The sequence below is a fragment of the Amycolatopsis benzoatilytica AK 16/65 genome (assembly GCF_000383915.1).
GTDB classification, from domain to species: domain Bacteria; phylum Actinomycetota; class Actinomycetes; order Mycobacteriales; family Pseudonocardiaceae; genus Amycolatopsis; species Amycolatopsis benzoatilytica.
In genome coordinates this window covers 6,443,347-6,467,347 of record NZ_KB912942.1, presented here as the reverse complement: position 1 = coordinate 6,467,347, position 24,001 = coordinate 6,443,347, and the positions used below count along the sequence as shown (strand labels likewise).

Below are 24,001 nucleotides of genomic sequence, written 5' to 3'. Positions count from 1 at the left end.
GTGGCGTCGGGCGGGGTCGCGCGGGCGGGCCGAGGGGGAGCGGCGGCGGTGTGCGGTCACGGCTCACACCCCGCCCACGATGCCTTTGAGAATGTCGACCACGAGCGGGGCGAGCGCGGCGAGCCCGAAGCCGATGCATCCGGCTTTGAAAGCTCCTTTCGCCTTCTCGATTTCCCCGGGGTCGCCGGAGGCCAGTAGGTAGCGCAGGCCCGCGATGCTGAACAGCACGAGGGCGATGCCGGCCAGGATTCCCATGATCCAGTTGCGAATGTTGGCGAAGACCTGGTCGACGGTCTGGGCCAGCGCGACGACCTGGACCGTGTCCGCCCGCGCGACCGACGACGTCAGCAGCGCGCCGGCGGCGACCAGCCCCCCGAGGAGCAGGACGGCACAGCGGCAGCGCGCACCTCGCTGCGGCGGCGTGGGCGGGCGGCGGTGGCGGTGGCGGCGAAGCGGTGTCACTCGCATGTCGGGGCCTCCTGGCGGTGGGGCGCGGCCGCACCGGCGCGGGTGCGGCGGGGGCGCGAACGGCGGTCTGCGGGCAGGCGGGCCCCGCGCTCACTAACTCCGGATTCCGGGCCGTTCGGGGACACCGGAGCGCGCAGTTTTTTCGGCGACCCGGCGCGCGACCTGGTCATCTTGCGTAGCCGGGTGCGGTGCGCGCGCCTGTGCTCCGGGGTGGTGTCGGCAGGACCGTCGGCCAGGTAGGCGGCCAGTCGCGTCTCGGCCCGGTTGCGGGTGCGCTTCGCGGTGTCGTAGGACTGGCCGCGGGCGTGTGCGGCGTCGGCCAGCACGACGTCGCCGACGCGTGTCGCGGAGATGAGTTCCGCCTCGCTGGCGGTGATGACGCCCGCCTCGACCGCGGCGGCCAGGACGAGATCCGGATGTCCGCCGGGCTGCGCCGCAGCCGCGGAGCGGGCCGCGAGATCCTCGTGCGGGACCGGGCGCTGCAACGTCTCGCGCAGGGCCTGTTCGCCCGCGCGGTACGCGGTCCACCGCAGCCGCACCAGCACCGCCGGCCGATCCAGATCGACGTCGCGCAATCCCTGCAGGAACCCGGTCAGGATCGCGGCGTGGACGTCGTCGCGGTCCGCGGCGTTCAGGCCGCGAGTGAGCGTGCGCGCAGCGGGCAGCAAAACCGGCAGCGCCAGGCCGGTGCAGGCCACCGTCCACTTCCCGCCCTCGGCGCGGGACCGGTCGACCAGATGCCGCCACGCCGCGTCCCGGGTGTCCTGGCTGCACGACGGCGACAACAGCACCGTGCCCACCTCGTCCAGAGCAAGCCGCCCACGCGGCAGACCGGGGATGTCCCGGCCGTCGACCGAGAGGGGCGCCGGCCCGGTCACCAGCCACCCGAAGCTGGCCCATGCGATGTCGAAGACGTTCGCGTCCTCGACGAAAGCCGGCTTGGCGCGAGCGAAGAAAACCGGTTCTTTCGTTTCAGGATCAGGAAACGGCAAATCCATGAGAACTCCCCGGATGAATCGGGATCGGTGAGCACTCAGGAAACCGTGCGTGCCGCCTCAAAAGCGGCTCAAAAGCGCCTCGCAGACGCGACGAGAGCGCCTCAAAAGCGCCTCATGGTCCCGGCGTGCGTGCGGGATGGCCGCCTCGCCGCATGCCTGAAAGCGGTCTTCCGTCGTCGGTCGAGGCACCCGCGAGCAGCTGCTTGGACGGCTCGAACGCCGGCCGTCGCCGGGCAGCGCCTCGGATGCTCGTCGTGTCGGCAGACGTGAGGCGCCTGCGGTGACAAGTCTCGAAAATTCTGGCCGATGCGGGTTTTCCGGGGCGGCCGCGATGTGTATTCCGCGTCGGCGAAGTCTTCGCCTCGGTCGTTATCCCTCGCCCGGCGGCACGTGGGGAGGGAATGCAAATTGACCGGACACGTCGTGTCCCGAACGGCCCCGTTTTTCGGAGTTAGGGGATGACAGCACGCAAGGCCCGGGCCCACGCGGTCCGGTGTCGTTCTCATCCTGGAGGGCCTCACATGACCCAGCGCTCGCAGTCCCCGGACGGTCGCTCCGGTCGCCTGCCGGACTCGACCCGCCCGCCGCGCACCCGGCGCGGGGGCGACCGCGCTCCCTACCCCGGAGCCAGCACCCGCGCCACCGGCGCGGGCGCTCGACCGCCCCGCGCGACCACCCGTCCCGAAGGCGCCACGGCACCCGCGAACCGGCGTGCGACGACCGCGCCGACCACGCCGATTCCGGCGACGGTGTGGACGTGCGGAGACCGACCGGTCGACGCCCACGCGCCGTGGCCGGCTCCGATCGTGGAGACCATCACGGCGGCGTTCACCGCCCCCGGCGCCCACGTCGTCCTCGTCGACGTCGACATCGACACCGAGGGCGCCACGCCGACGCGCGACGCGTCGGCGGTGGCGGCGGCGCGGGAGGCGGTGCGCACCCTCGACCGCACCGCGGAGACGCACACTCTCGACCCGCGCGCGCACGGACCCGCCCCGTCGTCGCGGCCGTTCTGGGCCGACCTCGTCACCGACTCCGCAGGCCAGTCCGCGGACCTCGCCGGAGCACCGTCGCTCCCGCCCCGCACCGGTGCTCTCGACAGCCCTGACCCGCTCGAATCCGACAACGGCGCGCGGGCGGATCTGGTGCTCGTGTCGTTGCCTGCCCATGCCGCCGAGACGGTGTCATTGGACCGGCTCGCGCTGCTGGCGGCACAGCGGCTGCGCCACGGCGGCATCTTCGCGGTGTATACGCACAGCGACTGGACGCGGGGGCGGCTGGTCGACCCGACCGGCGCGATCGTGGCCGCGTGCCAGCACGCGGATCTGCTCTACCTGCAGCACATCGTCGCCCTGCACACCCCCGCCGAGAACGGACGCCTGCGTGCCGCGCCGAGCGCGACCGCAGCCGCCGAGTACGACCGCACCCGGCACCGCGCGACGGTGCGCGGGCTGCCCGCGCCGCACCTGCGCGCGCACGGCGACGTCCTCGCCTTCGCACAACCCGCCGACCCTGCCGCACCAGCGACCGACACCGGCCCGGCGACCGCTTCGCCCGGCACCGGAGGCGACCGGTGACCCCGCGCCCGCCCGCGCCCTTGTCGGTCGTTCCCCCGTCTGCGAAAGGCATCACGCTCATGTCCCACCACCACCACCAGCACACCTCGGCGCCGGGCGCCACCGCCGTGACCGGCTCCTCCTCCCGCGACGGCGGCGATCCGACCGTGCCGATCCCGCGCGCGCTCGTCGTTGCCCTCGACACCGACCGGGGTGCCCGGCCTGCTCAGCCGGGCACCCCGGTCGGGAACGACCCGGCCGGCCCGGCCACCGTGACGGGGACCGACGACGCGGGCGGGCCGCCGTTGTCCGTGTGGGCGACCGCGCAGACCTCTCCGGCCGCGCAGCGCAAGGGCCGCTACGTGCCCGAGTCGACCGCGCATCCGGCGAAGATGCTCCCGGCCGTGGCCGCGCACGCCATCCGGCGGTACACCCGACCCGGGGAGCTGGTGCTCGACCCGATGGCCGGTTCCGGCACGACGCTGGTGGAGGCGATCGACGCCGGGCGCCGGGCGGTCGGCGTGGAGTACGAGCCGCACTGGGTCAGCGTCGCCCGCGCGAACCTCGACCTGGCCCGCCGCCGCGGTCACGACCACGAGGCCGAGGTCGTGCACGGCGACGCCCGTCAGCTGCCGTTCCTGCTGCCGGAGAAGTACCGGGGGCAGGTCGCGCTGGTGGTCACCTCGCCGCCGTACGGGCCGTCCACGCACGGGCAGGTCGTCACCGGCTCGCCGGACGGGAAGGTGCACAAGTACCACCACCGCTACGGCTCTGCGCTGGACCGGGGCAACCTGGCCAACGTCGGCCACCACCGGCTGCTGGCGGGGTTCACCCGCATCCTGACCGGCTGCGCGGCCGTGCTGCGCCCCGGCGGGCATGTCGCGATCACCGTCCGGCCGTGGCGCGAGCTCTCGGAACTGGTCGACCTTCCCTCGCAGGTCGTCGCGTGCGGTCAGGCCGCGGGGCTGGTGCCGGTCGAGCGGTGCGTGGCGCTGCTGGCGCGGGTCGCCGATCGCGAGCTGGTCGCCCGCGGCAGCTTCTTCCAGCGCGACTTCATCCGCAAACAGCGCGAGCGGGGCTTGCCTCTGCATCTGATTTCGCACGAGGACGTCGTGGTCCTGGCCAAGCCCATCGAGCCCGCCAGCGCCTCGGTCCCGGCGTCGCCGAGCGAAGAACGCGTCGCTTCGCTCCTTGGGGTCGAGGGCGGCGGGCGGTGGCAGGCGTGAGCACGCTCGTGCACTGCCGGGACTGCGGCTGGGACGCCCGGTTCCGGCGTCCCGCCGCGGCCCGACGCGCCGTCGCCCGCCACCGCTGCCCGCCGCCCAGCAAGGACGCGGCCCGCCGGACCCCGGCGCGGGAGGCGCGCGATGCCTGAGCGCCGCGCCGAGGGCGTCGAGCCGTTGCGGTTCGTCGCGACCGACGGCCCGGTCATCGGGTCGCTGTGCACCGGTCTGGGCGGTCTCGACCTCGGCGTCGCGGCCGTGCTCGGCGGCCGCATCGCCTGGTGCGCCGAGGTCGATCCGCATGCCGCCGCGATCCTCGCCGCACGGCTGCCCGGCGTGGCGAATCTCGGCGATCTGCGCGCGGTCGACTTCGCCGCCGTCGAGCCGGTCGAGGTGCTCACAGCAGGCTTCCCCTGTCAGGACATTTCCGCGGCCGGGCGGCGCGCGGGCATCGAGAAAGGCGCTCGCAGTGGACTGTGGAGCAGCGTCCTGGACGCCGTTCGCGTACTTCGACCGCGCCTCGTTTCTCTGCACCAAGTCAAGTCTCGAGGCTGCGTGTCGCGATCAGCTCGTGGTTGGAAGCCAGTTGCTCGTGTCGCGATGGCGACCGAGCCCGACTGCATCGAACTCGTCAAGGTGACCACCTCTGACTACTCCGAGCTGCCGAAGCGCTTGGGAGATCGGACTGCCGGCGGCCGACGATGGTTCCCCCTCAGCCAGACGCAACGGCCCAAGGACCACCTTCCCGCTGTCCCAAACCTGCGCGGACTGTGTCCCTGTTCCACCGAAGAACTCGGCCTCGACATACGCCACGGGACCGTTCATCGAGCATGCGGTCAGCGCGCTGTCGAAGCCAGCGGGAGCCTTCCAGAAGCCCGGGAGTTCGGGAGCCCCGACGACGGTCACCGCGTCGAAGAGTTGGTCGGTCATGGGCAACAGGAACAGGTTCTGATCGAGGGGCACGATGCGCGCCGCCTCGACGGAACCGGCCAACGCACGGAGCACGGGTTCGGTAGCGATGACCGCTTGCAGGCAATACACCCCCGCATTCTCGTCTGGCCACGAGAGACGGCACAACGTTGGGGTGCGGCGGCCCACTGGCATGGCGCCGGCAGGCAGGTTCGTCTCGTTGGTCGTGCACTATCCGAGTTTCTGAGCGATGTCCGTGATGCCTGCGGCGGTCAGGCGTTCGGCGTGCTCCTTCTTCTCGCGCAGAGCGGTCAACGTTTGGCGCAGTCCCTCGACCTCGCCGAGCCACGTACGTTGCTGGGCCTCAGCGATGCGCTCAGCGAGGTTGTCCTCCAATTCGCGCAGCAGAGGCAGCCGGCTGGGCTCGGTGCGCAGCATGGGACAGCGGACACAGGCGTGTTCGTGGACGCAGGGCGTGCCGTAGGGGCGGTCGCAGTTGCCGTAGGCGACCTTGCGCAGGGTGAAGTGCCGTTCGAACTCGGCCCATTCCGCCTCGGTGGGTTGGCGGTATTCCTCGGTCGGACGTTCCGCGCGGCGGCTGAAGATGAACACCTGGTAGGTGCGGATCACCTCGTCGGGATAGACGGCCGCATACCCCTGAGTGGTGTTCAGGTTGCGGTGGCCGAGCAGGGCGGCCGCGATGTGGATAGGCAGACCCGCGTTGACGGCGCCGGTGGCGAACAGGCGCCGGAAGTCGTGCGGGGTGAACCGCAGCGGGGTGCCGTCGGTGTCGTGCAGCGGCGCGCGAGCCAGGGTGCGTTCCAGCCACTTGCGCACAGTTTCCGGGCTGAAGACCTGATGGCCGGAGCCGATGGGACGTTGGAACAGGTGCGGCAGCGGCGGGCCATAGACACGTTCGTGGGTGTCGAAACGCGAGCAGCGCGGGATCGTGCCGTCGGCGCCGCGGACGCGGTCGATGATCTGGGCCAGGACGTGCGCCAGTTCCGGGGAGATCGGGAAGACTCGTTCGGCATCCATTTTGGACGGGGCGATCTGCAACAGCGGCACGACCTCCCCGGTGGGTTGGCTGTAGCGGCGGATCGACAGGTGAGTCAGTTCCATGACTTCCTCGATCCGGCAGCCGGACAGGCGCAGGACCTCGATGGCGGCCCACGCCCAGAACGCCTCGGCCTCCTCCTTGACCGTGTCGAACTGCGTGCCGGTCGGCAGGGCCTGGACGAGGACGCGCAGGCTCTTGGCGGTGTTGTTCGCCATACGCCGGTAGGCGGTGCCGTCGACGGTGAGCACGGTTCCGGGCTCGGCGGCGCGGGCGGCGGCCAGCAGGGTGCGGGCGTGCTCGCGTCGGGACCGCGCGGTCGCGACCAGGTGCGGCAGCGCCTCGGCCAGAGTGCGGGTGCGGGCGTGCATCCGCGCGGTGACCTGGGCCTTGTGCTTGCGTCGTGCGGCCAGGTCGGCTTTGGTAACCGGGCACGGCGCGGCCCAGGTCGCCCAGCGGGCGGGGTCTTCGTAGGCCCACTGGTTGATGTCGGTGTAGAACGCGCGCACGGCGGTGAGCAGGCCATAGCGCTCGCTGCGGGGGCGGCCGTCGGGCTGGGTGGCGATGCGCTGTTTCCACGCGGCGGCGACGTCTGGGGGAAGGCGGAGCGAGTCTATGCCGGGATGGTGGCGTTCCAGGTCGCCCCAGAACAGTTCGGCCAGCCAGTGGGTGAGGTTGGACAGCGACCCGTAGTCCATCGCCGGGGCGCATTCGCGCAAGTAATTCACGATCAGGTCACGGACCGGCCGGCAGGCCAAGCGATGTCGGTCAACCAACTCCTCGACCGACAGTTGCCCGCGATGCATGGCAGCCTTGAGCCGAGCAGGACCGGCGATGATCCCCAGCCCATGCAGGGCACGCCACAACGCTTCGCCCGGCGTGCAGGGCTTCCGCCGAGCACGGAGGGCGTACTGGCAGTCCAGTACATCCTCTGCGGTGATGTCCTCCAGCCGCTTGGCGGTGGCGATCCTGATCCTGGCCAGGTGATACAGCGCGTCGTGGGCGACGCGGTCCCCGGTTCCTTGGGCGTGCAAGGCGTCGCGGACGCGGGCGAACCCGGCCGGGTCGCAGGCTCGCTGGTAGGTGCCGAACAGCGAGTTGAACCCAGTGTTCAGCAGCCAGGGGTAGTCCGGGTGCAGCACGCCGCAGCAGATCAGCATCTCGGCGCCTTTGATCAGCAGGCCGCGACGGGTGCGGCTGGGTTCGTCGCTCCACGCGCGCCCGCTCGTGTCGATCCCGCCGGCAACCCAGCGCTGCTGCCACGTCGTGCCGTCAAAGGCCAGCAGCCAGGTCGTGACCGCGCGCAGCGCTGCGCGGCGGCGGTTGATCCGATCTCGGTCGGTGACTGGCAGCACGCGCAGGCTGGCGGACACCAAGTCCTCGAACTCGGCGTCACGCAACTGGGTGACGCATGCTCCGAGCCTGGCTCGGTCGGCGGCCGGCTGAGTCGGCGGTGGCGCCACCGCTGGGGTCTTGCGCACAGCGGTGACCGTGTGTCCGGTGGCTGGCATGGTTCACCCGGCCTGTTCGCCGAACAGCACGGCGAGATCCGCGGTGTTGTATGCGGGATGCGGCCGGGGCGGTGGTGGGGCGGCGCGGCGGGCGTGGTGCTCCAGCGTCCGGTTGATCAGCTCGTCCAGTTGCACGGTGCCGTACATGCCGGTGGTGGCCAGGCTCTTGTGCCGCAGCACGGCTTGCACGTCGGTGATGGCCATGTGCGGGTCGGCCATCATCCGGGCCGCGCAGGTGTGTCTCAAGTCGTGCAGGGTGATGTTCGCGCCGAGCTGGCTGTTGGCGCGGTTGAGCACCGCCCGCATCGCCCAGTAGCTCAGCGGCTTGCGCGGCCCGCGCAGGGTCACCCACAACGGGGCGTCCGCCGGCAGCGGGGCGTCGACTGGTGCGACGTGGCCTTCGGCCAGGTACAGCCTGATCCACACGAAGGCGTCCGGCGAGGCCGGGATGGTCTGCCGGGTGCGGGTGCCTTTGCCGATCACGCTGATGGTCTGCCGGCCGAAGCCCAGGTCGTCGCAGCGCATGCCCAGCAGTTCGCTGGCCCGTGCCCCGCTGGAGATGTAGGTCGCCAGGATGGCTCGATCCCGGTGGCTGGTCATCGCCGCGAACAACTCGTTCCACAACGCGTCGTCCACGACCCGGGGTGCCTGTTCGGGGACTTTCTGCCGGTAGGCGCCCCGCCGGTGGGTCACGAATTCATGGAGCGGGTTGCCATGCGCGCCTGGCCGTGCACCGCCGCGCGTGGCCGCCGGAACTGGGTTGACCACGGGGCCGCGTCCGGCCCCGAGGTGGAAGTCGTAGAACTGTTTGAGCACCGACAGTTGATGGTTGATTGTACGTGGCGCGTAGCCCTCGGCCAGGTACGGCTTACCGGTGCGCGCGTTGACCGACCCGGCAGCCGGAGCACCCTGACGAGTGCGGACGCGCTGCGGGTTGCGGGCGTGCCGCAGCCACAGCACCAGATCCCGCACGTCCACGCGCTGCGCTCGGTCCCACTCGACCTCGATCGCGGCCAGGAAACGCCACCAGCGCAGCAGGTCAAACGCGTAGGAGCGGCACGACGAGTCGGGCATATCGCCGGCCGACATCTCCTGCATGAACTCCGAGATCGGCTCGACTTCCTTACCCGTCGCGTCGACCACGGCGAACGGCAAGCCCACCCCCTCGGTCGACACGACACTGCCCACAACGGGCAGCCGAATCCCGGCCACGTCACGGCCGGCACCCGGACCCAGGTTCTCCACCAACAACCTCTCCTACACCGTTCGGGGATCACTCGTGATCAGCTCACTGTGGATGATCGACTCGCTAGTGCAGTCAACAGGATCATCGTGGAGAACGTCGCCGCCCTCCGATGGAGAAACGGCGGCCTCGACCGTGTACTCGCAGGGCTGGCCGAAGCGGGGTATGACGCGGTCTGGCGTTGCGTACGAGCCGCCGACGTCGGGGCCGCCCACCGACGGGAACGCGTGTTCCTGTGTGCCGTCCCCCAGCCGGGACGGGATGCGGATGATGCCGACCCCGCAGGCCCGCGACGGCGAGCCGCGCGGACCGGCGGATCCGGCGCGGCGCCGAGCGGGCGGGCACCAGGTGAACCTCAACGACGCGGTCGACTCGGTCGTCCGGCCGACACGGCTGTTGCCGACGCCGACGGCGGCGGACTCCCGGCCGGCGGCGATCCAGACCGTGCTCGACCCGGGCCGTCCGATCCCGGCGGGGTGCGTGACCCTGACCGACTCGGTGCGGCTGCTGCCGACCCCGACCGCGTCGGACGCGAAGAACTGCACCCACGCCACCCACGACGGCGGACCGTCCCTTCCCGACCGCGCCCGGGCACTCGCCGCGCCGACGCTGCCGACACCGCCGGCAAGCGGAAAGTGTTGCGCGGCAACACAAACTTCGGGGGGGGGGGGGGGATTCGTAGCTGTCTTTCCCCGGGCGCATGGGGTCCTGCTGCCGACACCGACCGCGCACGACGGTTCTTCCAACGGAATCTCCGCTGCGTCACGACAAGGAGGCCTGTCCCTCTTGGACACTCTACGACTGCTGCCGACCCCGCGCGCGACCGACGGCACGAAAGGCTGCCCCGCCCAGCGCGGCTCGAAGGGCGACCTGATGCTGCCCTCGGTCGCCGTCGCCGTCACCGCGCCCGCACCGAAGAACCGGGCACGGAAGGAAGTGAGTGACCGTGGCAACCGCCCGCGCCCCGCGCGCCCGCCGCGCCGCACGCGCTGAACCCACGCCCGTGGACTGGGGCGAATACGCCGCCGCCGTGCACCGCTGGGAACTCATCACCGGCCGGCCCGCGCCCTGCCCGACCCGACCCGGACGGCACGGCCGTCCCGTGCTCGCACCTCCGTTCGTCGAATGGCTCATGGGCCTGCCCCCGGGCTGGGTCACCGCAGCAGCCCTCGACCTGCCCCGCACCGCCCAGCTGCGCGCACTCGGCAACGCCGTCATGCCCCAGCAAGCCGCGCACGCACTGCGCCTCCTGCTGGACGACCTGACCTGCCTGCACCGTCCGCCTTGCCTCCCGTCGGCCAGCGCGACCCGGGACACCACGCCCCGCACGGCCGCAGCGCGTGCCGGATCCGCGCGTCCATCCGGCACCTCACGAGCTTCGACCGCCGAGCGTGATCGCCGGAGTGCAACCCGCTCGCGTCGCTGAACCTGTGGCGCTACGGGGCGAGGACACACCGGCTGACCCCGCCCCGGAGCCCACGCTCCACCCGCCTTCCACTGTCCGACTCTGAAGGGACGCTTCGCCCACGATGACCGTGGCCGCGGCGCAGAGCCGGCGCGGTGCTCCTCGCACCTGCCCAGCCCCGGAGAATCAAGGAACGGAAACGACTAGATCGAATCGCGATGTCTCACCAGCTGGACCGCATAGAGCACCAAAAGCAGGACAACGACCGTTAGCACCGGAACAGTCTGTACGGCTGCCCCGAACTTGGACAGCGCCAGCGGAATCGCCACGCCAGCGGGCGCGATTGCTATCAAGATCAAAGGCAAGTGATACGGAAGCAATCGCTGGATGAGCCGGACCTTCGGGTCTCCCATGGTCTGATGCCAGCCCACAAACCCCTTGATCTGCTTGGAAACCAGCTGTTCGACGCGTGTTCGCAGGTGCTCCGACGCTGCCCCTATCTGCACGTTATGAAAGAGGATCAGGATCCCGAGAAGCAGTGAAACCAGCGGTGAAACGAGCAGCAACGGAGCGCTTTTACGCTCGATTCCGAAGCCTAACACTGCGGAACTTACGGTTACGGAGCAAACAACCATGGACGTCCTGTGGTCCATTTTCTTCAGAATCTCGTCGCGCAGCGTGCGGTATTCTGCTAGCACGAGATCAGATGCAAAGTCGGCTTTGCCGACGATCTCGGTCAGGCTGATCGAATGGACGGCTGCATGCTCCTCTAGCGAACTCACACCTTCTCCTCAACTGCTTCGTCCGGCTCTGTTCCTTGGGTCGAGCGCAACATCAAGGTCGTTACGTGTTGGCAGCCGGGCTGCCGCCGCCTACGCACCCGTCGCGGGGCGGGGAAGAGTTCGTGCCCGGGATGTCCGTACTCAGGCAATTCCCTGCTCAGGACCATCCGCGGCACCGATCCGCAGGCGTGGAGGGGCCTGGTCGAGTTCGACAAGGCGATACGCAACGGCAGCCCCTGTGCCAACGCCGGGGGAGACCCGTTGCGCGGCCAGTTCTTCGTCCATCGCTCCCTGCTGCCGTTGGACGAGGTCGACCTCGACGCCGGCCAAGGCCGACGCGGTTGCGAGGAAGACGATCCCGACGGGCGCTCCCCGTTCTCGTGCCGCAGCGGCCCGCGGCCACGGTGGATGGCCGTGAGGACACCAGCGCATCCGCTGGGGCGTCGTGCCGGGCCGCGACAGCGCTGCCCAGGCACCGTTTTCCGGCATCTCGTACGCAATGGCACCAGATTCCCGTCCTCGGCCGGTCACGTCCGCGCACGTGGGCCCGGCTCTGCCGCCGACCCTGGCATAGTTACAGCTCAAGGAGATTGACGTGCACGAACTCGGCTGCCTCCGGCCCGCTGCATCGGACTCGACAACGACGGCCTCGTCATCACCGGCGTGGTCGCGCGAACGGCTCGGGGACCTCGGCGTGACCACCGACCTGATGACCGCCGCTCGCATGCTCGGCATCGGCCGCACCACGGCCTACAAACTCGCCCGCGCCGGAACCCTCCCGGTGCCGGCGGTCCGGGTCGGCCGCAGCTACCGCATCGCCGTCGCCCCGCTGATCGAGCTGCTCGGGCTGGACAAAGAGCCTCGTGCCTGACGCTTCCCCTCTGCGCGCACCAGAGCGTCCATAGCCCCTGTCCGAATGCGGCACCCACGGATTGCGGGAAAGGAAAAATCCGCGATGTCTTTCAAAGGCAGCACCTACAAGCGCTGCACCTGCACGCTGCCCGGAACCAGGAAGCAACTCGGCTCCCAATGCCCCAAACTCAAGCGCGCCAACGGCATGTGGAGCTCGAACCACGGAACCTGGTCCTTTCAAGCCGAACTGCCCAAAGCTCACGACGGAGCCCGCCGCACCCGCAGGCGGCACGGCTTCGCCTCGCAGACCGATGCACAAGAACAGCTGGGAAAGATCGCCGAGCTCGTCGCGCTCGGCGAAGGACGCGGCGACACCGCCCGCGCCACCATCGGCGACCTCATCGACAGTCGTCTGCGCACCGGCGAACCATTCCCCGCACCGGACGTCGTCGCCAGGCAGCTCGATGCGGGAAACGCCAGCCTCGGAGTCATGCCCACCGTCGGAGAATGGCTGACCAGCTGGATCACCACCCGCAAGAAGATCCGAGAAGCGACCCGGATCGCCTACCGGTTCCACATCGCCAACTGGCTGATCCCGCACCTGGGCCACTACCGGCTCGACATTCTGACTGTCGACCACATCTCCCGCATGTTCGACGCGATGGCCGAACGCAACGACATGATCACTGCCGCCAACAACAGCGACGATCCTGAGGTCCGCAAGACTGTGGACGGCCTGCGGGTCATGGGCGCTGCCACCATGCAGCGCTATCGCGGCACGCTGCGCGCCGCGCTGAACGCCGCCATCCGCGCCCAGAAGATCACCTTCAACCCGGCGTCGTATGTCGAGCTGCCCTCCGGGCGCCGTCCGAAGGCGCTGTTGTGGACACCGGACCGGGTCGAGCGGTGGCAGCGCACCGGGCAGAAACCGTCGCGGGTCATGGTGTGGACACCCGAACAGATCGGCCGCTTCCTCGACCAGGCAGAGGGCCACCCGTACTACGCCCTGTTCCACCTCATCGCTTACCGGGGCCTGCGACGCGGTGAAGCCTGCGGCCTGCCGTGGTGGAACGTCGAGCTGGCCAGCCGATCGATCACCATCTCCACCGCGATCGTGCAACTCGGGTGGAAGACTGAGTTCGGCGAGCCCAAGAGCGAAGCATCCGGCCGCGTCATCGCTCTCGACGAGGCCACCACCGAGGTCTTGCAGCGGCAGAAGAACCACCAGAACGAGCTGCGTGCGGCGGCCGGGACTGAGTGGGTCGAGCACGATCTGGTGTGCACCGAACGCGACGGCAGCCCCCTGCACCCGGCCAAGCTGACCGACGCCTTCCACACCATCGCCGACGCCGCCGAACTCCCGCCCGTGCGCCTGCACGACCTCCGACACGGGGCTGCGACGCTCATGCTCGCCGCTGGGGCGGATCTGAAAGTCGTGCAGGAACTGCTCGGCCACTCCACCATTGCGGTCACCGCCGACACGTACGCTCACGTTCTGCCCGAACTGGCCCGTGAGACCGCCGAAGCCGCCGCGTCCATCGTCCCGCGCAATGGGCGGCGCAACCGGCCCACGGCCGCCTGACCCACCACAGGCGCGGTGGGTCAGGCTCCGAAACGAGAAACCGGGACGCAGCCAGCTATTGGATGGCCGCGTCCCGGTTTCTCTGGAACTGTCCCGCACTCCCCTGAAAGGCGAAGACGCTCGGCTAGGAGGACGCGACCCGACGCGGGCACGAGGATGGCTGTAGTCGCGGAAGCTGACTATGCTGTAACAACGTCCTACACTACGTGGTGATGGGTACACGAGGGGTAGAAGGCGCTTACCAGGGTGCGCTGCGGGCGTTTCAGAACCCGATGCTGGCCCTGCTCCATCAGACGCACGCGCCCTTCGTGGTGACGGTGCTCGCGATGGTGTTCACCGCGGAGCGGCCGATGGTGGCTGTGGCAGACGCGCACGCGGAGATCAACGACGCGCTTGACCAGTTGCGAGCGGCGGGCTACGGCGATGAGGACAATCAACCGCTGCCTTCGGGGAACGCACGGGACTTGTGCAGGCAGTGGGTGCAGGCAGGGTGGCTGGTGCGGCAGGTTTCCGATGATGACGTCGAGGTGTATCGGCTGTCCGCGTTCGGCGTCGGTGCGCTGGAGGTCGCCGGCCGTGTCGGCGGAGTGCGGACCAGGGTGTCGGAGTCCCGGGTCAGGACCCTGCTGGAGGCGATCGAACGGCTCGCCCAGGACGCCGACCCTGACGTGACTGCCCGGATGGCTCGTCTTCACGAGGAGATCCAGCAGCGCGAGGACGAGCTAAGCCGTCTCGAACAGGGCGGCACCGTCGAGTCTGTCGATGATGAGCAACTGCTTGAGGCGGCAGAGAACGTGCTGCACCTGGCGCGGGAGCTGCCGGCGGACTTCGCCCGCGTGGCGGAGTCGATCAAAGGGATCCAGCGCGACGTCGTCGCCGAATTGCGGCACGACGTGCGGCCGACGGGTGAGGTGCTCCGCGAGTATCTGGCACGCGGCCAACGAATTCTGGACGCGACGTCGGAAGGCCGTGCGTTCGCGGGCGCGTTGCGCTTGATCGGCGACCCAGCGCAGATCGATGATTTGTGGAGCCGTCTGCGGACGGTGCTGCGGCACCGGTTCGCCGATCAGCTGCCGGAGCAGCAGCGGCGAGAACTCACCGACATCTCACGCCGGATCGAACAGGGCGTCAAAGAAGTGCTGACCGCGCAGCGGCAGGCTTCTCACGTGATCACCACACAGGTCCGCAACCACGACCCGATGCGCGACCGCCAGGTGGACGAACTGCTAAGAGACGTGATGTCACGTTTCCACAAGTGGGTTCCCCGGTCACGCCGCGGAGAGGCTGTCGAACCGCTCCGTCGCTTGCCGGTGGCCGACGTCGCACACCTGCGGCAACGGATGAATGACCTGCGGCCACCACAGCCACCCACTCCACTGCGCGAGTGGGACGACACTGAGGACGTGCCGACCGCGGACACCAGGGCCTGGGGTGGCCCTCGGTACGCCGAGCTGCGCGCGCACCTGGAAGCGTACGCGGGGGATGCGGAGAGCGTCGATGTCGCGGCGGCGTTCCGCACAGCGGTCGAGGACATCCAGCGGCCGGTCGACCTGCTCGGCTTGCTGGAGATCGCCCACGACGCCGGAATCACCGAGACGACCGAGGTAGCGATGGTCGACACAGTCCGACCAGACCAAACCCGGCGGCGGTTCGCGCTCGGCGGTGTGGTGGCAGTGAATCCGGCGATCCTGGACAGGAACACCGACGATGAGTGATCCGGACGACGACGGCTGGTCGGCAGGCACGGAGGCCGGGTTCATAGACCCGGTCTCGATGGAGGACGATCCCGTCGAGTTGTTCGCCGGCGACGCCGGCACCCTGGACGCGGACGTGCGGCGGGTCTTGGTTCAGCTGTTACGGCGCAAATTCCTGTTGGCCGAGAAGAATCCGGCGCAGTGGCGCACGCTGCTGGAGAATCAACAGATCCTCGAATCGCGCCTGCACGATCTGTTCGTGCGGCTCGTGGTCGACCACGACCGCGGTGTTGCCTACAAGCAGCAGGTGCGCTCGGTGGAGCTGGACGTGCCGATCCTGCTCAAGGATGACCCTTACAGTCGGGCCGAGACCTTGGTGCTGGTGCACTTGCGGACCGTCTTCCAGCGGGAACGCGGCACGGGTGAGACGTCCGCTCGGGTGGATGTCGAGGAGCTGGAGCAGACCGTGCTGACCTACTTCGATCCGAATGACCACAACCAGGCGCGCGGCCAGCAGGAAGTCCGCAAGGCGGTGGAGCGGCTGGTCACCGAAGGTCTTCTTGCAGAGGAGTCCGCAGGTCGGTACCGAATCACACCGATGGTGGAGGTCGTGCTGAGCACCGCGAAGCTCGCCGAATTGGAGCAATGGTTGCGCGAACGGAACGAGGCCACCGCGTGAGCATGATCGACACGCTGTTCGGGTTGATCCCGGCGGCGTCGCGGGGCGAGCAGTGGGTAGCGCGGGATCTGCAACTGGTCAACTGGGGAGGCTACGACGGATACCATCATCTGCGGCTCGCCCCCGGCGCCACCCTGCTCAGCGGAGGCTCCGGGTCAGGCAAGTCAACGCTGATGGACTCCTACATTGCGTTGCTCATGCCGCACACGACACCTTTCAACGGTGCCTCCAACGGCGGCGTGGTCGGAAGGCCGCGGGGCAAGGATCAGCGCAACATCCTGTCCTATGCGCGTGGCAAGCTCGACGAGTCGCGGGCGGACGGCGAGACCAAGTTGCGGGTGCTGCGCGGGGACGGCCGGGACACCTGGTCAGCTATCGCGATGACCTGGGCCAACCACACGGGTGCCGAGTTCACCGCACTCCGGGCCTGGTATGTGCCGTCGTCCGCCCGTGGCCTTGACGACGTCGTCGCGGTCCGTGCCACCTGCGACCACGGGTACCACCTGCCCGCGCTGGAAGGCCCGGCAGGCGCGAAGTTCGCTCGTGCCGAGGTCACGACAACCGGCTTGACGTGCTTCGACACCGACCGGGATTTCACCGCCCGCCTGCACACCACGCTCGGCATCGGCGCCGCCGGCGACGGACACAAGGCGGTCGCACTGCTGGGCCGCATCCAGGCCGGCCAGCAAATCACCACCGTCGACGCCCTCTACAAGACAATGGTCCTCGAAGAGCCGTCCACGCTCGCCACCGCGGACGCAGTGGTTCAGCAGTTCGACGAGCTGTCTGGCACCCGGGCCAGGATGATCGTCGCTCGCCAACAGGTGAAAGCGCTGACCCCGATGCGCGAACACCGGCACACCATCGACGACGCGGTGGACCGGTTGCGCCTGATCGACGAGGTCGGATCGTTCACCGACGCCTCGTCCCCCGCAGCATTGTGGCGTCACGAACGCCGGCTCGACCTGCTGCGCGCGGCCGAAAGAGACCTGTCCCAGCGGAGTCGCCGAGCCAAGGAAGAATTGTCGGAAACCATTGCCCTGGTTCAGGCCGCCGAATCGCAACGCGAAGGCGTGGCCGCCACATTGGCCGCCTCCGGAGGAGACCGCCTGGAGACCGCACTGCGAGAGATTCGCAGCGTCGAGACGCGCATGGGCGACGTCGAGCGTGCACGGGAACGATTGGACCGGATGCTCGTCACCATCGACGCCGCCGTGTCGACCGGGGAGGACTTCGCCGCACTGGTCGCGACGGCACACCGGTTTCTCGCCGACACCGACGCCAGGAAAACCGCCCAGAACCAGTTCGCAGAAGCTATGGCGGAAAAGAAGGAAGCCGAACGCGAGCTGGACACGTGGCGCGCTGAACACAAGGCCGTCAAGGCCCGCAAGGGCAACATCCCGACTGAGCTGCACACAGCCCGTGCGGCCTTGGCCAACGCCGCTGGGCTAACCACGGACGATCTGCCGTTCGTCGGCGAGTTGATCGAGGTGCGGACAGAGTTCGAGCCGTGGCGCGAGGCATTCAACCTGGCACTCGGCGGATTCGCCACGCGGATGCTGATCGACATCGGCACGCTAGGCGCGTTCCGCGAGGCGATCAACGCTGTCCCCACAGCTCGACGGGTCCAGTTCGAGGGGGTCCGTACCGGCCTCCGCGACGAGGTCGGGCTGAATGGCAAGACGCTCCCCGGCCGGCTCGACTACCGGCCATCGCCGTTCACCGCCTGGCTCAAGAGCGAACTCGCCCGCCGGTTCGACTTCGTCTGCGTCGAGACGCCCACACTGCTGGCCCAGCACTCTAAGGCGCTCACGATCACCGGCCAGACCTCGGAAGGCGGCCGAGGCGCACACGGAGGGCACGGCAGGCCCAACCTGCTCGGTTTCACCAACGGCAGGCTGCTGGCCGATCTCCAAAACCGAATCGACTCTGCACAGACACGCCTCAACGGCGCGGTCGCCTGGGTGTCGCGGGCGGAAGAGAACCTCAACTCCTTCGAAGACAGGCGCATGACCTATCAGACTCTTATCGAATTGTCCTGGGACCAGGTTGACATCGAATCGGTCAAGGCAGAGCGGGATCGCTGGAACCGCGTCGTCGAGGAGGTCCGCCTCGACAACCCGAAGATCGATCAGCTTCAGCTCCAGGTGGACGACCTCCAGAAGCGAGTCAGGGAACTGACCGAGCGCGTCGGACGGCAGAAGGACACCGTTCAAAAACTGGGCGATTCCTGGGAGTCGACTGCCGATGAGGTGGACCGCGCCCAACTGGCCCTCGACACGGCCGCAGAGACCGGCAGCGATCTCAGCCCGGACCACCAGGAGTACCTGGAGGCATTGTTCGAGAGCGACGACCCGGACGGCACCATCTCGGTCGAGGCCCTTCCGGCGTTCGACGCGGCAGTGAAACGGGCCGACGAACGGCTCCGCGCCGATCGGCAGTCGGCGGCCGACACGATCGGCCGATCGAGGAAGGCGCTGATCGACACGTTCTCTACGTTCCTCGAGCGCTGGCCGAACCCGAACCTCGGCACCGACCCCGACGACTCCTACCGCGACTTCGACCGCCTGCTCGCAGACCTGGAGACCAGCGGCCTGCACGAGCTGGAGACCGAATGGCGGGACAGCCTGCTCAAACTGTCTGGCAACGACCTGACCGGTCTGGACAGCGAACTCGCTGCGGCTGTCCGCGAGATCCGCGACCGGATTGATCCGGTCAACCGGATCCTCGCCGAACTGCCGTTCGCCGACGACAACCACCGGCTCCGCATCGACCCTCAGGAGAGCCACTCCACCGTGCGTGCCCGTTTCCGCAAAGACCTGCGCGAGGTGCGGGCCTTCATCGACAAAGCGGCAACGGATGAGGACCGGGAACGCGCCTACCACCGGATGGCCAAGGTGATCGACCGAATCCGACGCACCGCACCCGATTTCGCGGACCTCGTCGACGTGCGCAACCACGTTCGGATCAGTGCTGAGAAGCGCGATCTTGAGGGTGGACACGTCGCCGTGTACGACCACATCGGCGAGAAGTCCGGCGGTGAGTCTCAGGAGCTGGTCGCGTTCATCGTCGGTGCAGCGCTGCGGTATCAGCTGGGCGACGCCGGTGCGACGCGCCCCCGCTATGCCCCTGTGTTCCTTGACGAAGCACTGATTAAGGCCGACGCGCATTTCACCGGCCGGGCCATCGGTGCGTGGCGTGGCCTCGGTTTCCAGCTCATCATCGGTGCCCCCAACGACAAACACAGCGCGATCGAACCCCACGTGGACGCGGAGTACTTGATCCTCAAGAACTCACAGGGCCGGTCCTGGGCGAAGCCGCTGGTTGGTGTTCCGGGGGAATGAGCGCGCTTGTCAACCCGGAGGACGCAGTCGCGGTCGCTCTCCGCAAGGTCGAGCGGAAGTGGGCCGAAGCCGTGTGTGCGGAACTCGGCATCGGTGACCAGGTCACATTCACTGTCCCGCTCCGCCCCGGCGTGTCGACAGGTAAGGCCGTTGAGCAGCTCGGGCACGCCGCATGGCACCAGTGGCACATGCAATGGCGCACGTTTTCCAATCAGCTTCCCGACGGCGTGGAACTCATCCGCAAAGCCGTGACCGTCCAACGAGTCGCCGGCGATTTCCCCGCCACACTCGTCGCTGACCTGGACGGCGTCGTCTCCCTCGCAGCCCGGATGCCTGCCGGCACCGAACCTCCAATCGTGGACGTGGATCGCGCCCGTGCACTTGCGTCTGCACTGCGAGCTGCCAGCGCGATTCTCACCCCAGGAACGCTCCGGGCCGTCTACCGCCTAAGGACCGCCGACGTAGATGTGCTGCTCAGTGCCGTGACGTGGCTACACCAGCACCCCGATGCCAGCGCGTGGACCCTGCGGCAACTTCCAGTGCCCGGGATGCACACCAAATGGCTGGATACCCACGGGGTACTGCTGCGCGAGGTCGCAGGACGCGACGTACGAGACGAAGTCCGGCCCCGGCTGACCGTCGCGCACCTGACCTATGTCGACCCGGACCACGCTGCATTGGGTCGCCGTCGTCACGACGCATGGACCACCGGTGACGTGCACGACATCGCCTATCAGCCACGTCTCGTCCTCGTAGTCGAAAACCGCGACTCTCGCCTCTGGTTTCCCCCGATGAGGGACACGATCGTGGTCGAGGGCGGCGGCAAGGCCGCATCCGCTCTGCTTGCGAACGTGCCCTGGATCCGCGCCGCTGACCATGTCGTCTACTGGGGCGACATAGATGCGGACGGGTACGCGATCCTCGATCAGTTCCGCGCGACGCTCGCTGCGCCCGCACCGGATGGCGCACCGGCGAGACCGGTCAGCTCCATTCTCATGGACGCCACTGACCTGCACCATTACGCCCAGCACGGCGTCAACCACGACAAGGCGGGCCGCCCCATCAAGCCATCACCGGAGATCCTGCCGCATCTGACCGAAGCCGAGAACACCGCGTACAACACCGTTGCAACCGCAGGTCCAACTCCGTTCCGGCGAATCGAGCAGGAAGCCATCCCCCTCACACACGCCGCAACCCGGCTGCTGCAGATCTTGGAGGCTAGCGCGGGACGATAGAGGTTGCTCGCACGCGAGCTGGCTGTCCGGCACGGCGGCGCTCTCGCCGGCCTCAGGCAGCAGCGTGTTCAGTTCGAGCGCGAGAATGTCATGGCGGACTTGGCCCCGCCGCTGACGGGTCCGTCACGAAGTCTGAATCGTCGGAACTGGTTCCGTTGTCGGTTGGCCGGTAGTTCTCAGGGACCTGGCCGCTGATGGTCTCCACCACGAAGTCGGTGTACGGCATCGACAGTGGCCGCCGTGTCAGCACGGCGACGGCCTGCAACGCAGGCGTCGCGTTGCACGCGAGCACGGCGTCCTCGTTGTCGTCGCGCAGCATGCGACCCGTCGCCCGGCGGGTGCCGAACCGTGTCACGCCGCCAGAAGCGAGAACGGCGTCTCCGCGGGAGCGGTCATCCGCAGCTGCTCGACGAACTCCGCGATCAGTTCCAGCGCGCTGGGCTCATGGCGCGCGCCAGCTTCAGTTTCGGTCACGGCAACGACCGTAGCCAGCCACGGCGCAAACACGAAGGAACGATCGGTCAAGCCCGACGACCTTGTGCCGGAAGGTAGTCCTCACAAGGAACTGTCGGCTCAGTCCGAGCGGCGGTGCCGGAGTCGGTCCCCGATAGCCGCGCGGTGGACAGCAGGCAGCACGTTGTCGCGCAACTCAGCGACCAGGGCCGGTTCGTGCGGCACGACATGCTGCAATGCAGTTTCGAAGATTGCTGCCCCGTCAGGGTAAGCCAAAACCGCGATGACCCACGGTGCGTAGATTCCTCCCTGAGTAGCGCCAGCCTTAAAGGCCAGCACCGCGCCAGCAGCAAGCCGGATATTTGCGAGTAAGGGATCAGCTACCGGAGCGGTCTCAATCTCGGCCTCGAAATCGTCCCAGCCGTCAAGAGGCGGAGCAAGCGGAGCCGCGCCAGTGCGGGAACGCACGGTGGCGAGCCCGTTGATGCGTGCGCGCGCTCCGATCTCCTTGACGACCGAGGGCACGAGGTCCTGCAGTGCGTGGGTAGTGTCGCGAGCGGTGAGCGAGATGGTCTGTGCCTCGCGCAAACCGTCCTCGACCGTTCGTTGCTGTCCGTCGCCGGTGTCGGCGATGCGGATCAGAGATCGCGCGATCGCGGTCAGGTCCTGCGGTCGTGGTTCGTGCAGGACCTGGAGGGCATGGCGGACAAGCCGGTCTCGCGGACGCGGCCAGGCGCGTGCCATCCCGTCGTCGATGAGGTCCAGGGCAAGGCGCGGGCCGACGGGCACGATGTTGCCGAGACGTTGGCCGGCATCGTCATCGACGGTCTCGACGAGTTCGACGATGGCCTGATGTCTGTGGTCCTGCGGTTCGGAAAACCAATAGCCCGCTGCGAAGATGACTGTGTTGCGCCAGTGCGGGCTGGCTGCCGAGATGCGCAGTCGTGCGAGTACGGCATCGTCGGTGCCGGTCGTGAGGTAGCGGGCTGCCATGAGTTCTTGGAGTGACCGCACATCGAAGCCGTAGCCTTCGTCGCCTCGCGGAACGATCAGCACTAATCGGTGGGTGGCGGTGGTGAGGATCTTGTCCAGCAGCTCGGCGTCCGCGTCGGACGGCTTGAAGCCTGCGTCGTGCAGGATTTGCCAGGTGATGCTGTGTAGTTCGTGGCGGGTGAGGGCGGCGAAGGAGCGATCGGCTGCTTCGCTGCGTGCCTGCAGTTCGAAGCCGACTTGTTCGTGCAGTCGCTGAATGTGCTGGCTGTAGTTCTGCAGTATCGCTCGTACGCTCGTGGTTTTTTCGCGTTCTCGCCTGAGCACAGTGTCGTAGTAGCCCCAGAACAAGCTGTAACGGTCCGGGGCGAGATGGCCGGCGTTTCCGATGATGATGGTCATGATCAGGACTTGGAGCGGAGTGCGCAGCAGCAACTGGAACGAGTCGTCGTGAGCGGCGATCTCCAACTGTCGGACGATCCGCTCGGTGCGGTCGAGGTCCGCCCGCAGCCGGGCACGAGTTGCCATTTCGCCGTAGCGGATTGCTTCGTCGGCGGACAGATAATCCAGGTCTAGTCGTTCGAATTGCGTCGGCGCGATGTTCTCCACGTAGCCCATCGGCCGTGTGGTCATGACGACGAACACGTCGCAGTCGTCGCCATCCGCGCCGGTCACGAACTCGACGACGCGCGCGATGACCCACTTGCGCACCCTGGGTTCAGTGACTTCGTCCAGACCGTCCAGAATCAGGAATGACGGCCAGCGTTGCAGCCACCACAGCACCGAGGATCCGCGAATGCTGCCCAAATCGGACCGGCTGGAGACCTTCTCGGCTATGTAGCCGATCAGCGTGGAGCCGTCGCTGAAGCCGTGATCCTCTGCGTACTGGGCCAAGTCGATCCGCATAGCCCACCGAGGATGTCGAGGCAGGTTCCGCTGGAACCTTCCCAACGCGGCTTCAGCCCCGGCAATGACCTGCCGGTGGTCGACGCTTAGGTTGTCACCGTTGGCCAGCGAGGCGGCGCGATAGGCCTGTGCGAGGAACTTGGAGATCGTGGTCTTCCCATTGCCCGGGGCACCCGCGATGACCAGGTGGCGAGGGCCTTTGAAGGTAGTGAGCGAGGGCTTGAGCATGCGCTCGCCGCGATCGAGGACGTACCGGATCACGCTGCCCGAAGCAGGTTCGTCCGGCAACGTGATCGGCAGGTCGATCACGACCTCATGCAACGGCATTCCGGTGACGTCGCCGCTGCCTGCCTCGTCGAAGTAGACGGAGCTTTCACCCATGAGAGTGGTCCGTGCGTGGGCCCGCAGCGCCGGCTCCAGCTGGTTTTTCGGTACGTATCCGGTGAGTTCGGACATGTGCGCGAACGCGTCGGCGGCGGTGAAGAAACCCGGGAAGGCAAGCCTGACATCGACGTGGACGTCGAGCAGGGTCTGGATCTGGTTCGCGTCCCAAATCCGGAATTCGCGAATGCGTGAGAGCCGCCGGTACCTGGCCTGGCGGTCGTCGCCGCTGCCCACGTCACGGCTGTCATCGTTCAAGTTGGCGATGAAGTTGTCGATATCCTTGAGCGTCTGGTCGTGCCCTCCTGAGCCGGGCGTCGGGGTGAGCGGGACGTTGGTGATGAACACCAAGTAGTCCGGAACTGGATCGCGGCCGGAAGTCGAATCGGCCCATTCCTTCAGTTCGCTGCGGATCTGCCCCTGCAGCCAGCGAGCGTTGTCTGCGGGTCGAACCTCCAGGCTCTTTTTGTGCTTGACCTGGAAGACGGTATATCCGTCCCACTCCTCGTTGGGTTGGCCGTCATTACCCTTCCAGACGAGCGGTCCCCGGTGATATAGGTCTCGCCCGCCATCGCGGCCTGACCCCATTACCTGGATGCCAGGACCGAAGGACGCGACGCAGAGCGCGCCTGCGAGATCTTGGAAGCCGATCGGGCCGAGCTGCTCAAGGTCCGCTGCCATGCTGGTCCCCTTCAACGCTGATCCCGACGCCTGAGGTCACTAACCGCCGTCG

The 24,001-nt window shown here is 68.2% G+C and carries 20 protein-coding genes and 3 pseudogenes; 14 read left to right on the top strand and 9 right to left on the bottom strand.

Annotated elements, in window-relative coordinates; all coding sequences use genetic code 11:
• Positions 1–63 precede the first annotated feature (63 nt).
• Together AMYBE_RS0130005 and AMYBE_RS0130000 are read right to left on the bottom strand one after the other, a co-directional pair.
• The gene (locus tag AMYBE_RS0130005) at positions 64–462 is read right to left on the bottom strand and encodes a hypothetical protein (RefSeq protein ID WP_020663091.1); all 399 of its coding nucleotides are present in this window, start codon (positions 460–462) and stop codon (positions 64–66) included.
• Complete coding sequence (locus AMYBE_RS0130000; protein WP_020663090.1) at positions 459–1,466, bottom strand: hypothetical protein; 1,008 nt, start codon at positions 1,464–1,466, stop codon at positions 459–461. The genes AMYBE_RS0130005 and AMYBE_RS0130000 overlap by 4 nt, the downstream gene beginning before the upstream one ends.
• 521 nt (positions 1,467–1,987) lie before the next feature.
• Here AMYBE_RS0130000 and AMYBE_RS0129990 point away from each other — a divergent pair.
• The 4 genes and pseudogenes from AMYBE_RS0129990 to AMYBE_RS44280 all read left to right on the top strand — a co-directional run.
• Complete coding sequence (locus AMYBE_RS0129990; protein WP_245573267.1) at positions 1,988–3,043, top strand: hypothetical protein; 1,056 nt, start codon at positions 1,988–1,990, stop codon at positions 3,041–3,043.
• Between the two features lie 59 nt (positions 3,044–3,102).
• Positions 3,103–4,248 carry a TRM11 family SAM-dependent methyltransferase gene (locus tag AMYBE_RS42565; RefSeq protein ID WP_020663087.1) on the top strand — a complete coding sequence of 382 codons (1,146 nt, stop codon included), beginning with the start codon at positions 3,103–3,105 and terminating at the stop codon, positions 4,246–4,248.
• On the top strand, positions 4,245–4,397 hold the full coding sequence (locus AMYBE_RS45130) for a hypothetical protein (RefSeq protein WP_154676329.1): 153 nt from the start codon (positions 4,245–4,247) through the stop codon (positions 4,395–4,397). The genes AMYBE_RS42565 and AMYBE_RS45130 overlap by 4 nt, the downstream gene beginning before the upstream one ends.
• Positions 4,390–4,764, top strand: a pseudogene (locus AMYBE_RS44280) (DNA cytosine methyltransferase); the annotation flags it as partial. The gene AMYBE_RS45130 and the pseudogene AMYBE_RS44280, both read left to right, overlap by 8 nt.
• Positions 4,765–4,809: 45 nt before the next feature.
• Here the strand turns inward: AMYBE_RS44280 and AMYBE_RS0129975 are convergent.
• From AMYBE_RS0129975 to AMYBE_RS46390, 3 genes are all read right to left on the bottom strand, one after another.
• Positions 4,810–5,286: a hypothetical protein gene (locus AMYBE_RS0129975; RefSeq protein WP_020663086.1), complete on the bottom strand. Its 477-nt coding sequence runs from the start codon at positions 5,284–5,286 to the stop codon at positions 4,810–4,812.
• 99 nt (positions 5,287–5,385) lie between these two features.
• A complete protein-coding gene (locus tag AMYBE_RS42555) occupies positions 5,386–7,722 on the bottom strand; it encodes a tyrosine-type recombinase/integrase (protein WP_020663666.1) in 2,337 nt (778 codons plus the stop codon).
• 3 nt (positions 7,723–7,725) lie between these two features.
• On the bottom strand, positions 7,726–8,967 hold the full coding sequence (locus AMYBE_RS46390; protein ID WP_020663084.1) for a tyrosine-type recombinase/integrase: 1,242 nt from the start codon (positions 8,965–8,967) through the stop codon (positions 7,726–7,728).
• A gap of 48 nt (positions 8,968–9,015) precedes the next feature.
• On the opposite strand from AMYBE_RS46390, the pseudogene AMYBE_RS46385 reads away from it, so the two are divergent.
• From AMYBE_RS46385 to AMYBE_RS43495, 3 genes and pseudogenes are all read left to right on the top strand, one after another.
• Positions 9,016–9,150 (top strand): annotated as a pseudogene (locus tag AMYBE_RS46385) (hypothetical protein); the annotation flags it as partial.
• Between the two features lie 601 nt (positions 9,151–9,751).
• Positions 9,752–9,958: a hypothetical protein gene (locus AMYBE_RS46380; protein WP_245573266.1), complete on the top strand. Its 207-nt coding sequence runs from the start codon at positions 9,752–9,754 to the stop codon at positions 9,956–9,958.
• Entirely contained in the window at positions 9,906–10,391 is a 486-nt protein-coding gene (locus tag AMYBE_RS43495; RefSeq protein WP_154676328.1) for a hypothetical protein, read from the top strand. Before AMYBE_RS46380 ends, AMYBE_RS43495 begins: the two co-directional genes overlap by 53 nt.
• 182 nt (positions 10,392–10,573) lie before the next feature.
• Here AMYBE_RS43495 and AMYBE_RS0129950 read toward each other — a convergent pair whose 3' ends face one another.
• Positions 10,574–11,152 carry a hypothetical protein gene (locus tag AMYBE_RS0129950; RefSeq protein WP_020663080.1) on the bottom strand — a complete coding sequence of 193 codons (579 nt, stop codon included), beginning with the start codon at positions 11,150–11,152 and terminating at the stop codon, positions 10,574–10,576.
• Positions 11,153–11,747: 595 nt separating this feature from the next.
• On the opposite strand from AMYBE_RS0129950, the gene AMYBE_RS45510 reads away from it, so the two are divergent.
• The 7 genes and pseudogenes from AMYBE_RS45510 (at position 11,748) to AMYBE_RS0129920 (ending at position 20,538) form a co-directional block, all read left to right on the top strand.
• Complete coding sequence (locus tag AMYBE_RS45510; protein ID WP_020663079.1) at positions 11,748–12,023, top strand: helix-turn-helix domain-containing protein; 276 nt, start codon at positions 11,748–11,750, stop codon at positions 12,021–12,023.
• A gap of 84 nt (positions 12,024–12,107) precedes the next feature.
• Complete coding sequence (locus AMYBE_RS0129940; protein ID WP_020663078.1) at positions 12,108–13,586, top strand: tyrosine-type recombinase/integrase; 1,479 nt, start codon at positions 12,108–12,110, stop codon at positions 13,584–13,586.
• Positions 13,587–13,798: 212 nt separating this feature from the next.
• Positions 13,799–15,301 carry a DUF3375 domain-containing protein gene (locus AMYBE_RS0129935; RefSeq protein WP_211226872.1) on the top strand — a complete coding sequence of 501 codons (1,503 nt, stop codon included), beginning with the start codon at positions 13,799–13,801 and terminating at the stop codon, positions 15,299–15,301.
• Entirely contained in the window at positions 15,294–15,959 is a 666-nt protein-coding gene (locus AMYBE_RS0129930; RefSeq protein WP_020663076.1) for a DUF4194 domain-containing protein, read from the top strand. The genes AMYBE_RS0129935 and AMYBE_RS0129930 overlap by 8 nt, the downstream gene beginning before the upstream one ends.
• A pseudogene (locus tag AMYBE_RS46920) lies at positions 15,926–16,183 on the top strand (ATP-binding protein); the annotation flags it as partial. The gene AMYBE_RS0129930 and the pseudogene AMYBE_RS46920, both read left to right, overlap by 34 nt.
• Positions 16,184–18,847: 2,664 nt before the next feature.
• On the top strand, positions 18,848–19,303 hold the full coding sequence (locus tag AMYBE_RS46915; RefSeq protein ID WP_425386960.1) for an SbcC/MukB-like Walker B domain-containing protein: 456 nt from the start codon (positions 18,848–18,850) through the stop codon (positions 19,301–19,303).
• The gene (locus AMYBE_RS0129920; protein ID WP_020663074.1) at positions 19,300–20,538 is read left to right on the top strand and encodes a Wadjet anti-phage system protein JetD domain-containing protein; all 1,239 of its coding nucleotides are present in this window, start codon (positions 19,300–19,302) and stop codon (positions 20,536–20,538) included. Before AMYBE_RS46915 ends, AMYBE_RS0129920 begins: the two co-directional genes overlap by 4 nt.
• Positions 20,539–20,626: 88 nt before the next feature.
• On the opposite strand, the gene AMYBE_RS0129915 is transcribed toward AMYBE_RS0129920, so the two are convergent.
• The 3 genes from AMYBE_RS0129915 to AMYBE_RS0129905 all read right to left on the bottom strand — a co-directional run bounded on the left by AMYBE_RS0129915 (position 20,627) and on the right by AMYBE_RS0129905 (position 23,949).
• A complete protein-coding gene (locus tag AMYBE_RS0129915) occupies positions 20,627–20,857 on the bottom strand; it encodes a hypothetical protein (protein ID WP_154676327.1) in 231 nt (76 codons plus the stop codon).
• A 32-nt stretch (positions 20,858–20,889) separates the two neighbouring features.
• Positions 20,890–21,012: a hypothetical protein gene (locus AMYBE_RS46730; protein WP_281172115.1), complete on the bottom strand. Its 123-nt coding sequence runs from the start codon at positions 21,010–21,012 to the stop codon at positions 20,890–20,892.
• A gap of 99 nt (positions 21,013–21,111) precedes the next feature.
• Entirely contained in the window at positions 21,112–23,949 is a 2,838-nt protein-coding gene (locus AMYBE_RS0129905; RefSeq protein ID WP_020663071.1) for an NACHT domain-containing protein, read from the bottom strand.
• Positions 23,950–24,001 lie beyond the last annotated feature (52 nt).

Excerpts from the sequence above, each read along its gene's own strand:
- AMYBE_RS0129920 (WP_020663074.1), top strand. The coding sequence starts at position 19,300 with ATGAGCGCGCTTGTCAACCCGGAGGACGCAGTCGCGGTCGCTCTCCGC.
- AMYBE_RS0129930 (WP_020663076.1), top strand. The coding sequence starts at position 15,294 with ATGAGTGATCCGGACGACGACGGCTGGTCGGCAGGCACGGAGGCCGGG.
- AMYBE_RS42565 (WP_020663087.1), top strand. The coding sequence starts at position 3,103 with ATGTCCCACCACCACCACCAGCACACCTCGGCGCCGGGCGCCACCGCC.
- AMYBE_RS0130000 (WP_020663090.1), bottom strand. The coding sequence starts at position 1,466 with ATGGATTTGCCGTTTCCTGATCCTGAAACGAAAGAACCGGTTTTCTTC.
- AMYBE_RS0129905 (WP_020663071.1), bottom strand. The coding sequence starts at position 23,949 with ATGGCAGCGGACCTTGAGCAGCTCGGCCCGATCGGCTTCCAAGATCTC.
- AMYBE_RS0129990 (WP_245573267.1), top strand. The coding sequence starts at position 1,988 with ATGACCCAGCGCTCGCAGTCCCCGGACGGTCGCTCCGGTCGCCTGCCG.
- AMYBE_RS0129935 (WP_211226872.1), top strand. The coding sequence starts at position 13,799 with ATGGGTACACGAGGGGTAGAAGGCGCTTACCAGGGTGCGCTGCGGGCG.
- AMYBE_RS46915 (WP_425386960.1), top strand. The coding sequence starts at position 18,848 with ATGGCCAAGGTGATCGACCGAATCCGACGCACCGCACCCGATTTCGCG.
- AMYBE_RS0129940 (WP_020663078.1), top strand. The coding sequence starts at position 12,108 with ATGTCTTTCAAAGGCAGCACCTACAAGCGCTGCACCTGCACGCTGCCC.
- AMYBE_RS42555 (WP_020663666.1), bottom strand. The coding sequence starts at position 7,722 with ATGCCAGCCACCGGACACACGGTCACCGCTGTGCGCAAGACCCCAGCG.
- AMYBE_RS0129915 (WP_154676327.1), bottom strand. The coding sequence starts at position 20,857 with ATGCTGCGCGACGACAACGAGGACGCCGTGCTCGCGTGCAACGCGACG.